The 14,723-nt window shown below is 41.0% G+C and carries 18 protein-coding genes; 10 read left to right on the top strand and 8 right to left on the bottom strand.

Annotation, left to right across the window (positions count from 1 at the left end; translation table 11 throughout):
* The first annotated feature begins 8 nt into the window (after positions 1–8).
* Genes ACNKW3_RS16680 through ACNKW3_RS16670 form a run of 3 tightly spaced genes read left to right on the top strand, consistent with a single transcriptional unit; the run spans position 9 to position 2,086 of the window.
* Positions 9–566, top strand: coding sequence for an ExbD/TolR family protein (locus tag ACNKW3_RS16680; protein WP_427400463.1), 558 nt, complete (start codon positions 9–11; stop codon positions 564–566).
* A gap of 3 nt (positions 567–569) precedes the next feature.
* Positions 570–1,097, top strand: coding sequence for an ExbD/TolR family protein (locus tag ACNKW3_RS16675; protein ID WP_427400462.1), 528 nt, complete (start codon positions 570–572; stop codon positions 1,095–1,097).
* Positions 1,094–2,086, top strand: coding sequence for an AgmX/PglI C-terminal domain-containing protein (locus ACNKW3_RS16670; RefSeq protein WP_427400461.1), 993 nt, complete (start codon positions 1,094–1,096; stop codon positions 2,084–2,086). The genes ACNKW3_RS16675 and ACNKW3_RS16670 overlap by 4 nt, the downstream gene beginning before the upstream one ends.
* A 68-nt stretch (positions 2,087–2,154) precedes the next feature.
* Here the strand turns inward: ACNKW3_RS16670 and ACNKW3_RS16665 are convergent, their stop codons facing one another.
* From ACNKW3_RS16665 to ACNKW3_RS16650, 4 genes are all read right to left on the bottom strand, one after another.
* On the bottom strand, positions 2,155–3,150 hold the full coding sequence (locus ACNKW3_RS16665; protein WP_427400460.1) for a S41 family peptidase: 996 nt from the start codon (positions 3,148–3,150) through the stop codon (positions 2,155–2,157).
* A 128-nt stretch (positions 3,151–3,278) separates the two neighbouring features.
* Positions 3,279–3,521, bottom strand: coding sequence for a hypothetical protein (locus tag ACNKW3_RS16660; protein WP_427400459.1), 243 nt, complete (start codon positions 3,519–3,521; stop codon positions 3,279–3,281).
* Positions 3,502–3,813, bottom strand: coding sequence for a hypothetical protein (locus ACNKW3_RS16655; RefSeq protein ID WP_427400458.1), 312 nt, complete (start codon positions 3,811–3,813; stop codon positions 3,502–3,504). The genes ACNKW3_RS16660 and ACNKW3_RS16655 overlap by 20 nt, the downstream gene beginning before the upstream one ends.
* Before the next feature lie 70 nt (positions 3,814–3,883).
* Positions 3,884–4,915: a hypothetical protein gene (locus tag ACNKW3_RS16650; RefSeq protein ID WP_427400457.1), complete on the bottom strand. Its 1,032-nt coding sequence runs from the start codon at positions 4,913–4,915 to the stop codon at positions 3,884–3,886.
* A 213-nt stretch (positions 4,916–5,128) separates the two neighbouring features.
* Here ACNKW3_RS16650 and ACNKW3_RS16645 point away from each other — a divergent pair, with 213 nt between their 5' ends.
* Positions 5,129–5,785: an NAD(P)H-binding protein gene (locus ACNKW3_RS16645; RefSeq protein ID WP_427400456.1), complete on the top strand. Its 657-nt coding sequence runs from the start codon at positions 5,129–5,131 to the stop codon at positions 5,783–5,785.
* Between the two features lie 15 nt (positions 5,786–5,800).
* Here the strand turns inward: ACNKW3_RS16645 and ACNKW3_RS16640 are convergent, their stop codons facing one another.
* Genes ACNKW3_RS16640 through ACNKW3_RS16630 form a run of 3 tightly spaced genes read right to left on the bottom strand, consistent with a single transcriptional unit; the run spans position 5,801 to position 9,293 of the window.
* The gene (locus tag ACNKW3_RS16640; RefSeq protein ID WP_427400455.1) at positions 5,801–5,998 is read right to left on the bottom strand and encodes a hypothetical protein; all 198 of its coding nucleotides are present in this window, start codon (positions 5,996–5,998) and stop codon (positions 5,801–5,803) included.
* Positions 5,999–6,008: 10 nt separating this feature from the next.
* The gene (locus ACNKW3_RS16635) at positions 6,009–7,097 is read right to left on the bottom strand and encodes a PepSY-associated TM helix domain-containing protein (protein WP_427400454.1); all 1,089 of its coding nucleotides are present in this window, start codon (positions 7,095–7,097) and stop codon (positions 6,009–6,011) included.
* Between the two features lie 3 nt (positions 7,098–7,100).
* Positions 7,101–9,293, bottom strand: coding sequence for a TonB-dependent receptor (locus tag ACNKW3_RS16630; protein ID WP_427400453.1), 2,193 nt, complete (start codon positions 9,291–9,293; stop codon positions 7,101–7,103).
* A gap of 309 nt (positions 9,294–9,602) precedes the next feature.
* Between ACNKW3_RS16630 and ACNKW3_RS16625 the strand changes: the two genes are divergently transcribed.
* The 6 genes from ACNKW3_RS16625 to ACNKW3_RS16600 all read left to right on the top strand — a co-directional run bounded on the left by ACNKW3_RS16625 (position 9,603) and on the right by ACNKW3_RS16600 (position 14,284).
* Positions 9,603–10,787 (top strand): serine hydrolase domain-containing protein, encoded by a 1,185-nt coding sequence (locus ACNKW3_RS16625; RefSeq protein ID WP_427400452.1) that lies wholly within the window; start codon positions 9,603–9,605, stop codon positions 10,785–10,787.
* Between the two features lie 120 nt (positions 10,788–10,907).
* Positions 10,908–11,582 carry an aldo/keto reductase family protein gene (locus ACNKW3_RS16620; RefSeq protein ID WP_427400451.1) on the top strand — a complete coding sequence of 225 codons (675 nt, stop codon included), beginning with the start codon at positions 10,908–10,910 and terminating at the stop codon, positions 11,580–11,582.
* 294 nt (positions 11,583–11,876) lie between these two features.
* The gene (cynS, locus tag ACNKW3_RS16615; RefSeq protein WP_427400450.1) at positions 11,877–12,326 is read left to right on the top strand and encodes a cyanase; all 450 of its coding nucleotides are present in this window, start codon (positions 11,877–11,879) and stop codon (positions 12,324–12,326) included.
* A gap of 118 nt (positions 12,327–12,444) precedes the next feature.
* Positions 12,445–12,870: an FKBP-type peptidyl-prolyl cis-trans isomerase gene (locus tag ACNKW3_RS16610; RefSeq protein WP_427400449.1), complete on the top strand. Its 426-nt coding sequence runs from the start codon at positions 12,445–12,447 to the stop codon at positions 12,868–12,870.
* Between the two features lie 144 nt (positions 12,871–13,014).
* Entirely contained in the window at positions 13,015–13,437 is a 423-nt protein-coding gene (locus ACNKW3_RS16605) for an OsmC family protein (RefSeq protein WP_427400448.1), read from the top strand.
* Positions 13,438–13,597: 160 nt separating this feature from the next.
* Complete coding sequence (locus tag ACNKW3_RS16600; protein ID WP_427400447.1) at positions 13,598–14,284, top strand: DUF4919 domain-containing protein; 687 nt, start codon at positions 13,598–13,600, stop codon at positions 14,282–14,284.
* A gap of 81 nt (positions 14,285–14,365) precedes the next feature.
* Here the strand turns inward: ACNKW3_RS16600 and ACNKW3_RS16595 are convergent, their stop codons facing one another.
* Positions 14,366–14,641 carry a TIGR03643 family protein gene (locus tag ACNKW3_RS16595; RefSeq protein WP_427400446.1) on the bottom strand — a complete coding sequence of 92 codons (276 nt, stop codon included), beginning with the start codon at positions 14,639–14,641 and terminating at the stop codon, positions 14,366–14,368.
* Positions 14,642–14,723 lie beyond the last annotated feature (82 nt).

Below are 14,723 nucleotides of genomic sequence, written 5' to 3'. Positions count from 1 at the left end.
GGATTACTATGAGACTTCGAGGACTAAAACGCGCACCCAAAGAGGAAGCCGAACTGGACATTACCTCTTTCATGAATCTCATGATTGTTTTGGTACCAGTACTGCTAATGATGATGGTGTTTTCACGCATTACCGTGGTTGAGTTAACCTTGCCAGGACTAAGTGGCGAGGCCAGTGCGGAAGATATCAAAAAAGAGCAGTTAGAACTTGAAGTAACAGCCAATGGGTTAGACGTATTTTTTCCTCAAGGTTATTTAGTGCAATCTATTCCTAACATCACAGTTGAAGTTGAAGGTCTGGAAGTGACAACTTATGACTTTGAAACCATGCAGCAAGTGTTAAAGCAAGTGAAACAAAGCCTGTTAAGCAAAGGGGTGGATAAAAAGAATATTACCTTGTTATTACCACCAGATGCTGATTATCAAACCATTGTTAGCTTGATAGACCATACCCGTTCTTATGAAGATGTATTGATCAATTCAGTTGTAGATGCTGAGTTATTCCCCGAAGTTTCACTGGCTGATGCACCCGTATCAGCCGCAAACACCACGCCCACATCGGAGTAAGCTATGAAAAAGTCGATGCGCGCGAAACGAATGGAAAGACACCATAAACGCAATCAAGCAAAGTCAAAATTAAGCTTGGTTTCATTGATGGATATCTTCACTATTCTGGTGTTCTTTTTGATGCTGAATGCGTCAGATGTGCAGGTGTTGCAATCAGATGATGATGTTAGCTTGCCTGTTTCTACCGCAGATACACCAGCCAAAGAAACCTTATTGATTTTGGTGACCAAAGACACTGTATTGTTGCAAGGGCAACCTATCACAACAACAGAATTATTGAGCCTTGCTGATAAAACTGCAATTGAAAGCTTAAAAGCTGAGCTTGATCATCATACTTCTCGTCGCACCAATTTAACAGACGAAGAAAAGCAAGCACAGTCGATCACCATCATGGGTGATAGTTCAGTCACTTATTCAGTGCTGAAACAAATTATGCAGGCTTGTGCTTCTACCGGTTATACCAATTTAGCGTTGGCAGTAGAAAATAAGACCGATACCGGATCTGCGCTGAGTTCTGGAGGTAGCAAATGACAACCTCCGTATACTTTGATAGCCAACTTCCTTGGAAAAGTGCGAATCAAGAAAACAAAAAGTTTGGCGCTATATCCATCGTTTTATTAGTTTTAACTTTGGCGTTTGCCTATTACGTGATTAACGTGGAGTTACCTGAAATTCCACGAGAAGAGAAAGAACAATTACCACCGCAATTAGCACGAATCATTCAAGCGGAAGAACCACCGCCGCCACCGCCACAAGTGGAACCTGAGCCAGAACCTGAACCCGAGATTATCGAAGAACCAGAGCCTGAGCCTGAAATAGAGCCTATAGAAGAACCAGTGCCAGAGGTAGATCAGCCGCCAATTCCTGTGCCTGAAGAGGAACCAGAAATAACCGAAGAAGACAAAGTTGAGCAAGCAAGAAACAATGCTAAGTCCAAAGGTGTATTAGCGTTTTCAGACACCTTAGCTAGTATGCGCAATACCCAACAACTGCAGAACTTGGCCAATACGCAACAAACCCAAGGTGGCGGGCAAGCCGAAGAAACAGCTCGTAACACTATTGGTGCTCCTAACTTAGCTGCCAGTAACGGCTTGCAGAACAGTGAATTTTCAACTGATGTTGGTGCCGCAGGTCAATTAGAAGGGCGTCGCAATACTGAATTCCAAGCCGCCTCTGAAGGTGAAGCAGCGCTAGCAACAAAACGTATTGAAGAGCAAAGTCAGGTAGTGGGCAGTCGCGATCTTGATCAGATTCGACAAACCTTAGATGCCAACAAAGGCGCAGTCTACTCACTGTATCGTCGAGCGCTACGCAACGACCCCACGATCGAGGGTAAGCTAACAGTAAAACTCATTATTGAGCCTGACGGTACTTTATCGTCAGTTGAGTTAGTTGATGACGAGTTAGGTTCGCCAGAGTTAGTTGAACGCTTAATAAGCCGCATACGCGCAATTCAATTTGGTTCTGCCAATGTCACTCGCACCGAACTGGAATACGCCTACAACTTCTTGCCTTATTAACCATTACCATTGGCTCGATAATGGGCCAATGTTAATTTGCATTACCAAAAGACTAGCCAGCAAAATGCTCAATCTTTTGTCGAGTTAGTTTTCATTCGCTGTAATTGTTGCTCAATCTCTTGACGTCTGTATCCGTTGTCTGCATTTTCAAGTAAGCTTTCTAAGGCGTGCTTATAAGCTAAGTCTAGGGCATTATCAGCGCTGATAACAATGTTTGGTTGAACGCCCTTGCTTTCCCAATTTCCCTGAGTGATCGGATTGATGGCCTTTGTGGTTGGTATGCCTAAGCGAAATCCCTGCGTCAGGTTAAACCAACGCCAAGGGTTAGCGCCGCCCTTGCTTGGCTCACCAACAATGACTGCTCGACCAAGATGTTTGAAATTATAAGTAAACTCTTCAGCGGCAGAGAATGTTTGATCGCTAGTTAAGATGTACAAGGGAATTTGCTCTAGATGGTCGTAATTGATCTGAGGATGAGTCCAAAACGTCTGTTCTGAGTCATTGTATCTGGTGTAAAAGCTATTCAGGTGCACTTTACCATCTACAAAGTAACTACTTAGCCACTGTACCGTTTCGCCACTACCACCGCCGTTGGCGCGCAGATCAATAATCAACGCATCAACATCTAATAATAAGCTCATTACTGCGGATATTTTATCCTTTACTGCTTGGTTGAGGTCTGCAAAACCCCAAAAGACCAATAAACCAACATTTCCTTCTAAAACCTCTACCTTGGAAAAGCCATAATTTTTTCGTGCAAGCTTGGAAAACCAGCTTTCTTTTACCTCAAGGGCAGATGTCGATTCGGATTGATATTGTACAGTGAAATGGGCATCAAATTTTTGTAGATGCTGAGTTAAGTTTTTTGCCAATTGATCAGGCGTTTCAGCTTGATCCAGTTGTTGCAAAAGTTGTGGTGCGGAGAGACTTTGATTAATAGTTTCAATACTTCGTTGTTCAACGTAAAAACGCTCGATATTGATTTGAGTGTCTTGAATTACCTCGGAAATATCAACCGAATTTGAGCTTAAAAACTGCACGACAAACAAGGTAGACAACAACATAAAACTTCCTGAATTTATAAATACCGGCTTATTATGCAGGGATTAAAGTAAAAAATAGGTGAAATTACTCAAAGAACCTACACATCCGAAAACTGAAACAACTGTAATTTAAGACCGCGATAAGATTCTTAATGATTGTCGAAGTCGTTATGCGGTGTGTTCAAGCTTACAGACACATAGATCTCCAAAAGAGCCTGCCGTATAGGGTCATTTTCTGAAACAAAACGCACTAGCATCTCACGTATTCTCTGCTTTTGTGCAATAAACTCAGGTCCAAATGTAGGGTGTACTTCTTCAACATTATTGTGACTTGGGTTTTGCAAAACAATAGGGTCGTCATTAAGAAGATTATTAACGGGTAAGGCTAACAAACCAATAGATTCCGGGAATACCCATAATAACCGGGCCTTTCCGAACATCGCTTCTTTTAAACTTAGATGGATTTTGCTGGAGCTTTTTTTTCATTCGGGCAGTGTACATTACGCCACGTATTGATTGGACAAATATTGCTAAATAGAAGAACCCCAAAATCAAACCGAGCGTACTTGCCAACGTCACTCCTATAGCAAAAAGCCCCATTATTGGTGAGACTAAAATTGCGATCCAGTATTTCATATTTTCTTCTTTTAGTGCTCTAAAAACTTCTATTGATTCTCTACTCACAGTGACCTATTTCCAAAAAGCTAACAATTTTGTCATTCTTGTGCATGGCACAATTCAGCGCGCTCAAATCCTATCTCCCTTTTTCTTTCATTTTGATTACACGCTTTGCTTTTCTATAAATATCACATAAATCTCTATTTTCACCACAATATTGAGATTCAATTTGCTCTAGTTCAGCCAGTGAAGTTGTGTTGTCAATTAATTGTTGTTGCAATTTCTTAGCTCTTATTTTGGTACCTGATTTGTTGTGACCGTAAAAAAGACACTTGATCGCATTATTGTAGCCTTTAGTACACTCCGTAAAATATTCAAAGTAAGCTTTGTCATCCAGATCTTTTACAGTTTTGCTGACCATTGCATATTGGTGGTCATTATCCATTTTTTTAATGAAATTACAGATTTTGTCGTGTTGATTAGCAGAAGATTGGCTACACTTTTGTTCCCGATATTCACCCAGCTTTTCATAGCCAATTTGGGTTTCAAGGTGGGTCTTTATTTCGTTTTCTCTTGTTTTAAATGCGTTATGAAAAGCAGCGAATCTACCTTTTTGAGCAGTTTTTGAATCCACTTGTTCGACAAAATCTTTCTCCTTTAACCACAGAAATTCTTCAAATGACATTTGGCTTATTTCATTAGCGGCTTCTTGTTGGGCTTTTTCTCGCTCGACTATCATTGCATTTTGAGTAAGTAATCGCGCTTGCTTGTTAAGTGTATTGGTCACTTCTTTACTCACTATTTGCTTGAGTAATTGAACATCAACCGCTTTTCTCGCGCTGTTTGAGCCAAAAGTATATATTGAACCACTGGCATATCGATATATTCGGCACTTAAGGAATTGTTTTTGCTGCTGTTCGGTTAAGGCTAATAAATTTTCTTCATTTTTAATGATGTCTGCAGATGACTCGCAGATAGTATCCGCCATTGCCATCATTTCCTTTTGGAATTTACCTTTGTTCTCTGCGTTATGAATAAGTTCAACAGCTTCTAATGCATCTTTATCAAAGGAATCTCTAACATCTGAACTAAACTGCTCGAAAGAGGCGAAAGCGGTTGATGAAATTACAAGTAAAATTGCCACAAACAGGCTAGAGATCTTCTCCATGCTGACAGTCCTTTGTGTGAATGGATTAAAAAAACGACAAATCTAAATTACCAAATATCAGGGGGAACACAAGCGCTAAATGGAATACTTTAGCTAAGCTGTGAGGAATTACTCTGAATTTATTGCCTATTAATATTAAACCTGTGACCGCAGGTAGAAATGAGCCGTAATAATCCCAAGGTTATAAATAATTGTAACAATCAAGGAGATTTTATGAGCCGTATATTTTTTATTGGAGCAACAGGTGGTGTAGGTCACAGGCTTCTGCCTCAATTGATCAGACAGGGGCATGAGGTTACTGCTTTACATCGAAAACCAGAACAAGCCGAAGAACTTGCACAACAAGGTGCAACGCCAGTTCAGGGTGACATGATGGAACTTGAAGAACAAGATTACAAAAAGATGTTGGCTGGCCATAACATTATTGTATTTTCCGCGGGGGCTGCAGGTAGTGGTAAAGATCGTACTTGCAAGATTGACGGTAAGACGCCTGCTATTTTAGCAAAGCTCGCTGAAGAGCTTGGCATCAAAAGATTCTATCTAGTATCGGCGTTTCCTGAATCTGGCAGAAATCAGGATTTAGGGGAAGGTTTCGAGTATTACATGCAAGTTAAAAAACAGGCCGATGTAGCTTTAGTTAACACATCCTTAGACTGGGTAATATTAAGACCTGGTACCCTTTTAGATGAAGAAGCCGACAATAAGGTTACACTCGACTATGCCATTTCTTACGGCAAGGTAAATCGGGGCAATGTTGCTAATGTGTTGGCCGCACTTGTTGAAAAACCTCACATTCGCCGAAAAATTTTAGAGTTAACCAATGGTGATACTCAGGTTGAGCAAGCCATTTCGCATATTGAGAACGCTTAAAACAATTTGAGGAGCCTAACTCTCTCGGCGAATCAGAAACTTCACAGGCACTATCACTGATACAGCAATCGCTGCCACTGCAAACCAGTCGGCAGCGCCGTCCACCAACAACGCTAAAATTAACCCAAAAAAGGACAGCACAAATAATATGCTGGGCCATTTAAATATTTGCCATTTGCTCAAGGCTCGATTGGCTTTGGATATTGTTGTCACAGGTTTTCCTTCATCGTTTTTTCCACCATAAATACAAGCCTGTGACTAGTACCCAAAGCGTAAATAAGGTGAGAATAAACCAAAGCACTTTCAATCCTAAACCACCATAATCGCCAAAGTGCAACGGACGAGAAAGGGACAAGGCATTTGCGTACCAAGGCATTTCACTTACTCCAACAATTTCTCCATTAGACGCTTTCACTAGTAATGGCGTAATAAGTTCCTTGGTGAGTGGAGAATCCCCATGCATAAAAATCGCATAATGTTCGTTGGTTGAAAAGTCGCTGCCAGGAAAGGCTACAAACTGTAATTGCATATTTGGCAAGGCTTGTTTAGCTGCAAGAATGGCTTGATCAATAGAGGCATTTGCGGTGGCAATAGTGCTATTCTGGGTTTGATACTCGCTCAATAAATGCTGCAAATTCTGCGATCGCCAAGTATCCAAAATGGGTTTTTCTAAGGTATTGATTACGCCTGTTAATCCTACTACCAGTACCCATGCAAGGGTGGTGATGCCTAATAGGTTATGCTGATCTAGCCATTTTAGCCGTCGATTTTTCTGTTTTCGGACGGTTCCAAACGCTAGATTTCGCATATATTGGCGATACACCACCACACCGCTTACAGTCGCCAACACAAATAAAAAGCCCATAAAGCCCAAAAACAACATACCAGGCAAACCTAAAAACATGTCAGTATGCAATTGCAGAATAAATTCCATCACAGATTCCCCCACATCTGCCGGTGGGACTAACTCGCCGCTGGTGAGATCATAAGAAGCGAAGTGCATGTCAGTAGCGTCGGCGTCGCCTGTTGGCCCTGAGGTAATATTGACCACAGGTCTATCGGTATCAAAGCTCATGTAAATCGGCACTTCATTAGGTCTTTGAGCTAAGCCAATAGTCATAATCTGATCATAAGAAAGATAAGGACCATCAGGATGTTTGGGTTCCCAAACCGCTGGGTTTAAAGTTGCATCAATTTCATCATGAAAAATTAACGGCAAGCCAGTAATACACAGCATTAACAAAAACACTGTGCAGATTAAACTGGTCCATTTATGGGTCCATTCCCAACGTTTAAAGGTGACTGCTTGCATAGGCTAAAAATCAAAACTAACCGATAAAGACAAAGTTCTTGGCTCACCCAAAATCAAATAGTTGGCTCCCGGATATCCGCCGGTCGAAGCCCAATAGGCTTTGTCTGTGAGGTTGTTAATTCGTCCTCTAATATCCACAATGGTATCAGCCCAAATAAAGCTGTATCTGGCACCAAGATCGAATCTATTCCAGTCATCTAGTTCAATGGTATTGGCGGTATTGGTATATTGCTCTGAGGTGTATATCCACCGAGCGTCCAAGGTTAAGCCTTCAATATCAGTGACATCGTATTCAAAGTTGATATTAGTTTGAAGCTCTGGAATACCAATTGGGGTGTTGCCTTCATCTATTCCAGACTGAGTATTGGCGAGTTCCGCGACTACATAAGTCCCCCCAGCAATCAATCTCGAATTCTGAGTTGGCTGACCAAAAACGCTAAACTCAACGCCTTGACTTTGTTGCTCACCGCCATCACTAAAGATTTGATTTTCAATCACAGAATTAGGACGATTGAGATTAAATACACTAGCTGTGCTACCTATGTTGCCACCGTCATATTTAAAGCCTATTTCGTATTGCTCTCCGGTAAAAGGTGCTAGTACCTCACCCGCATTTACCACTGGTAAACCATTGGCAGTGTCAGGTGCAGATGCGCCTGGGGTTAAACTTTCCGCGTAATTCGCATAAATGGAAAACTGGTCTGATGGTTTTACAACTATGCCAACTACTGGTGTGAATTTACTGTCGTCGTAACTACCTGACAGGTCGCCGCCAGCAGCATTGAACGACTGCGTATCTATACTTTGATAGCGCACGCCTATGGTGGTCAAAACCGTTTCATCTTGCCATGCTGTGGTATTGGCAATAGCAACACTTTGGTTACGTACTTTTTCAGTTACTAAGGGACTCGCTAAGTCGCCACCAACAAAAAAGTCAGTGGCAGGCGGCGTAATGGCCGTTGGTTGGTAAATGCTAGTAGCAAATCCTGCAAAGTTTGAAAAAGCAAAGGCGTTTTTAGACTCAAGATCAATGATAGCGCCTGACACTATCAGGGTATTTTTGGTATCAGAGAGTTGATAGTCATGACTGACACCTGCATCAACAGAATAGACTTCGTCTTCTCTGGTATTGGCGAATCTATAAGCACTGCCAATTCCATTTGCATCCGCTGTCGGGTTTGCTAGGTCGTTTTCTTCTTCACCTTTTCTAAAGCCGGCACCGATCCAAGTCTTAGTGGTATCAGAAATGTCATATTCGGCGCGCAAAACACCAAAAACTTGTGATTCGTCAGTGAAGGTCCATGGTTGCGCAAAATTAACATCAGCATCTGGCGCGCTTGGAATATCACCCAAAGGTGTTACTTGAGGTCTTGGGGCATCAATATGATTGTCTTGATAGCCAAGATCGGCTGAAAAACGTAGATTGTCTTGAGCATAATCGATATTAAGGGCTAGCACAGATAAATCTTGTTCTTGTCCATCAATGATACTCTCGCCGCCGCGAGTCAAACTGTTAAAACGTACTCCCCACTGGTCATTCTCACCATAGCGTTGTCCTAAATCTACGGCGGCTGAAAATATACTACTTTCTTCATAGCCAAGAGTCGCGTTTCGAATGCCGCCAACAGGCGCGCGTTTTGGTACTAGGTTAATACTACCACCAACACCACTAGCACCTGGTGCTGCGCCATTAACAAAGGCATTGGCTCCCCTTAGCACTTCCACCCGTTCAATCATTTCAGCCGCGACATATTGCCTTGGCAAAATGCCAAAAGCACCGTTTAAGGTAATGTCGTCGGAATACACCGGAAAGCCGCGCAATATGTAGACTTCTTGGAAATTTCCAAAGCCTTTTGTTACACGAACAGTGGGATCGTTTAACAGCACATCACCAATGTTTTGAGCTTGTTGCTGTTTAATGAGATCCGCTGTGTAGGCAGTGCCCGCAAAAGGACTATCTAAAAAGTCTAGGTTCCCAAAAATACCAGCTCGGCCACCTCTAGCGATTTGTTCGCCAGCAAAGCGCTTAGTCAGGTCTACCTGTGAAGCATTACCTTTTACCTCTATCACTTCTACTTGGGACTCAGATTGCTCGCTTTCCTGCGCATTTGCTAAACGAGCTGAGATTAAAGACAAAGAGATCAGAGAAATAGTAAATACCAAATTAATTTTACTTGAACGGGTAAAAGTTGCCATTTAAGCTCCGTAATAAAAATGAGAATAAGTATCATTTACAAAATATATTATGAGATTCTACGCAATTTCAAAATTCTTGCAAGAAAGTACTGGCGATTTTCGGCTTTTCTACTACCTTGTTTCACTTGTATTTACAAAGTTAACTTTTGTTTAACATTTTGCTTGTGATTAGTTTAGTATTGCACCCTTAGTAACCCTATTTATTCGAGTAACCTTATGTCTTTGCCTTCAAAGTACTTTATTAGTTGTGTTTTATTATCATCCTTGCTTTATGCTTGTAGTGCCACTTCAGGAAAATCAGAGCCAGCAATGAAAAATCAAATAGTCAATCAAACATCGGTTGAACTCATGAATACAACCCTCAAAGGCTATGTAGAGTCAGGTCAGGTGGCTGGCGTCTCGGCTATAGTATTTGAGAAAGGCAAAGAGGTTTATTTTAACGCTTTTGGCTTTGCAAATTTGGAGCAACAAACGCCAATGAATCGAGACACCATTGTGCGTATTTATTCGATGACAAAACCTGTAACCGGGGTTGCGCTTATGCAATTGTATGAGCAAGGCAAATTTAAAATGGATGATCCCTTAGCTTGGTATTTGCCAGAGTTCGCTAATCAACAAGTATGTACAGGGGTAAATGCTGATGGTGAAATGCAACTAGCCCCCCCTAAACGAGCAATTACTGTTCGCGATATAACCAGGCACACAGCGGGTTTTTCGGGACCAAATGATTCTTGTACCGGGGATATGGTTAAAGCTGCTAACGCGTATGCGGTTTCCAACACCCTAACGCAAACCGTACAAAAAATTGCAAGCATACCTCTGGCATTTCATCCGGGTGAGCAATGGAGCTATGGGGTTTCTGTGGATGTACAAGCTCGTCTTGTGGAGGTTTTGTCTGGCCAAAATTTTGATGATTATATCCAAGCAAATATATTCGATCCGCTAAATATGAACACCATAGGCTACAAGGTTGCCGATGCTAACATGACAAGATTTTCGCCATTATATAACTTGTCTGAACAGGGCATTTTAACTCAAATTCCTGAAACAGAAGGAGCCATTAATGTCTCAGACGTTAATTTAACGCCAGGGGGCTGGGGACTAACTTCGACTATCGACGATTATGCGCGCTTTGCAAGAATGCTAGTTAATCAAGGTGAATTAGAGGGCGCGAGATTGCTTAAAGCGGAAACAGTGCGAGCCATGGCATCAAACCATTTAGATCCGGCTGTGACTGAGCGTAGTTGGCTACCTTCAAAAGGCCAAGTGGGATTTGGCGTCGATTTTGCCGTGCGTCTCAGAGAGCCGGTGGATGCACAAGAAAACTATGGTGAAGTTGGCGAGTTCTTCTGGGATGGCATGGCCAGCACCTTGTTTTGGGTCGATCCGAAAAATGAATTGGTCGCTGTGCTATTTGTCCAACTGCTACCTTATGATCCAATTCGCTTGCATAAAAATTTTAGAGATGCAGTCTATGGTAAAACTGTCAAGTAGGCATAAGAGTAACTATAGATTCAGGCCTTTATGCTAGTTTCATAGTTTTAGGCAAAGATCTCAAAGTATCCTTCAAATCCATAACGCTTCTTTCGCAGAACAAACTAGCATACAGAGGATGTGAATACGCATCCTAAATTTGCAAACTGCGAAAGGAGAGAAAGCATGATTAATGAGTATTATACACTACACAATCAACTGAAAGTTCCAAAAATGGGTCTTGAATACCTAGATATGATGATTATTCACAGTCCTCAACCTTGGGCTGATTTTGGAGGTGATGAACATTATTTTGCAGGTAATCTGCAAGCTTGGAAAGCATTAGAAGATGCCTACCAATCTGGAAAAGTTCGTGCTATTGGTGTGTCAAACTTTAAACAAAAAGATCTAGAAAACATTATCGATTATGGCAATATCAAGCCTATGGTAAATCAAGTTTTAGCGCACATTAGTAATGTACCTAAAAATTTAATTGAGTATGTGCAGTCAAAAGGTATTTTGGTCGAAGCCTACTCTCCTGTTGGCCACGGCGCTGTGATAAAACAAGATAAAGTGAAAGCTATTGCAGACAAGTATGATGTCTCTGTGCCACAGTTATGTATTAAGTATGACCTTCAACTCGGGCTATTACCTTTACCAAAATCCACTAACCCTGATCATATGAAAAGTAATGCTGAGTTAGATTTTGAGATCTCCGAAGAAGACATGAACACCTTGTCGCAGATGGAAAAAGTCGAGGATTATGGGGATGACCGAGATATGCCAGTATTTACGGACAAGAATAAGCAAAATTAAGGCGACCTTAGTTTTTTGATTATCTGATCAATAACGGTGCTTGATTGAATATGAAATGAACCAACTTGGTTCGATCGAGTTAAATAGAGCAATCTTTGCATGTCTAACCAATTGAAATATAAGTTAATGTTTCGTTGGGCATGGTAAATGCTTCATATTCTGTGATCACAATATGTTAGCTGAGCGCAATAGCGCTTTCAGGCATCGAGGCCTATGCAAATTCATTTAATGAATTCGCATGGCCTTTTTTTTTGCCTGTAATTTTTATTCACCTTTTTATATGGAACCTTAACTATGATTACAGATCGCAAAGAAGTTACCGCCATGATTCAAGCGGCAAAGATTACCAAGGGCATCAAATGGGCAGAAATAGCCGAAGTGGTTGGACAGTCTAAAGAGTGGAGTACGGCCGCATGTTTAGGCCAAATGGCATTGACCAAAGAACAATCTGAGAAAGTAGGTGATTTGTTAGGATTAACCGATGAGGCTGTGGCTTGGTTGCAAATAGCGCCATATAAAGGCTCTTTACCCACTGAAGTACCTACAGACCCTTTGATCTATCGTTGGTATGAATTAGTCAACGTATATGGCACTACGTTAAAAGAACTTATTCACGAAGAGTTTGGTGACGGCATCATGAGTGCAATTGATTTTTCCATGGATTTACAACGGGAAGAAGATCCTAAAGGGGATCGGGTTCATGTGGTCATGTCTGGAAAGTTCTTACCCTATAAAATGTACTAGTCTATCAGCCTTAAACGCGTATCCAATGTGTAGCGGTGGCCTCCATTATGTTTGATTTATGCGAGGCTAACTGCTATTTTTCCGCCCCTATTTCAAGTATTCACTATCAGTTATTACAATGGCAAAACAGAAGAAACTAGCAAAAGGCTCAGCAGGAAAAAACCGAAACCTGACCGAAGCATTTTTACAGCGCTATCCTCAAAAAGATGGTGTGCAAGTGCTAGAGTCTGGGCTTATGTTTCGTATTATTGAAGATGCAGACGGTATTTGCCCAAGTATGCAAGATTGCATAAAAGTCCATCAACGAATTTTGTTGGCGGATGGTAGCGTCATTGATGATACTTACAAAAAAGGCCCACCAGAATCATTTTTCGTCAGAGAGGCTATCGAAGGGTTGCAACTGGCTTTTCAAATTATGCCAGTAGGTGCTCGATATGAATTTGTAATCCCACCGGATTTAGCTTGGGGTAAAAAAGGTAACGGCGGTAAGATAGGGCCTAACGCCGTTATGATAGTAGATGTAAGATTGATAGAAATTGAATAAAGTATTGGGGGCAAACCATAAGAGTTTAATCAGGTAAAAATGTAAACCTATTCATGACGTTGTACAAGCCTACAGAATGAAAACTGATCTTTTTAATTTCAATGGCATAGCAATTAGTACATATAATTTGTAAAGGAAAAAATGATGAGCATGAAAAATTATGCGACAGCTAAATATGTAGGTCTAGGTAAGCCGGGAAAAGGGTATGTGAGCACACAATCAGGCGCTTTCGATAATCAACCTTATGGGTTTAACACGCGATTTGAAGATGAAAAAGGCACTAATCCTGAAGAGCAAATTGCTGCTGCTCATGCATCTTGTTTTACGATGGCTTTGTCATTTGCATTGGCAGAAAATGGATTCGAAGAGGGAGAGTTAAATACCAAAGCTACTGTTACATTGGAAAAAGATGGCGATGGATTCAAGGTTGCATCGTCTGCACTGGAATTGTCAGCATCCGTTAGTGGCATAAGTGATGATGAGTTTAATCAAATCGCTGAATCCGCAAAACAGAATTGCCCAATTTCTAAGTTACTCAACTGCGATATAAGCCTAACAATAAAATAATTTTATTTAGTGTAAGCTTGTTTAAAAATTGCAAATCAATAATTGATCTCGCTTTTACAAGAATAGTCAGCAAATAGGAAAAGCGGGATCAAAAATCCTTTCAAAGTGATATAGTAAAACCTTTCTGATGGTCATTAACTTCGGCAACTACTTTTTGCAAATGAAAACGCTTCTTTATTGTTTACTCTTACTCACCAGTTTATGGCTAAGCGGCTGCGGCGCAACATCAACGGAATCTCCTCAAGAAAAGAAAAAGCAAGTCCTAAATTATGAAAAAAGTAACGCTGACTATCGTCAACTGGTCGGCAAATTATTAACACAAGACGCAACAGCACAAGACTTTGATCGCTTATTAAAACTATTTCCGCTAACCTCTTATTACGCCCCTCGCAGTGACCTTGAACAGAAGGTAAAAGAAGCCTCGAAAACTCTGATGCAAAAGAAACAATGGATCATGTGTATTCGTGAGAATCGTCAACTGCTCGAACAAAACTATACTTCTTTCACTGCCCACTATGGCATGGCGATTTGTTCAGAAGAAGCAGGAGATTCTGAAACTGCACGTTTTCATAATTGGGTGTTAGATAATTTTATCGAAAGCACATGGCGATCTGGCAATGGGCAAACGCCTGAAACCGCGTTCTATATCAATAGCAGTAGTGATTTGATTGCGTTTATACAACTCCACCAAATGGTAGGGGTTGATCAAGAACTGATATATAAAGACCAATTACCAGTGCAAAAAGTGCGGGTACAAAATCCAGAAAATCAACGTTACTACACTTGGTATTTTGACATGACACCGCAGTTTCGGCGGGCCTACATCGATAAGATCGAATCTCAATAACATTCAAAACCAGAACTATAGGGTTTTTCAAATTAAGCTTTTAATTGATACCAAGCTATTTGGTCTTAGGCTCGAAGGCTTCTAACGTTTACGCACTGGCTTATATTGAGTTTTACAATATCCTCGCTCTACATCAGGGTGCCTTAACTTTTTGTGTTTGGTTTTTCGGCCGGAAACACGTGCACGCCAGTTTTCAAATGTTTTACGATTAATATTGGTCCGCATTAGAGTAATTACCTCTGATTCACTCAAGCCATAAAGTTTTTCAATGGCTTCAAAAGGCGTTCTATCTTCCCATGCCATTTCAATTATTCTCGAAACATCAGAAGGTTGTAAATCTTGGATATAGCTCGTCATACGTCTAAATACACATCTATACTTTCTTTTTCAATATTCCCGTCTAGTCTTAATAGAGCGTGTGATTTGTAAAGGATCACAT

Origin of the sequence: Glaciecola sp. 1036 (genome assembly GCF_050306235.1) — a bacterium.
Classification (GTDB): Bacteria; Pseudomonadota; Gammaproteobacteria; order Enterobacterales; family Alteromonadaceae; genus Glaciecola.
The sequence above is the reverse complement of the archived record's forward strand: the minus strand, read 5'-3'. Positions and strand labels throughout refer to the sequence as shown.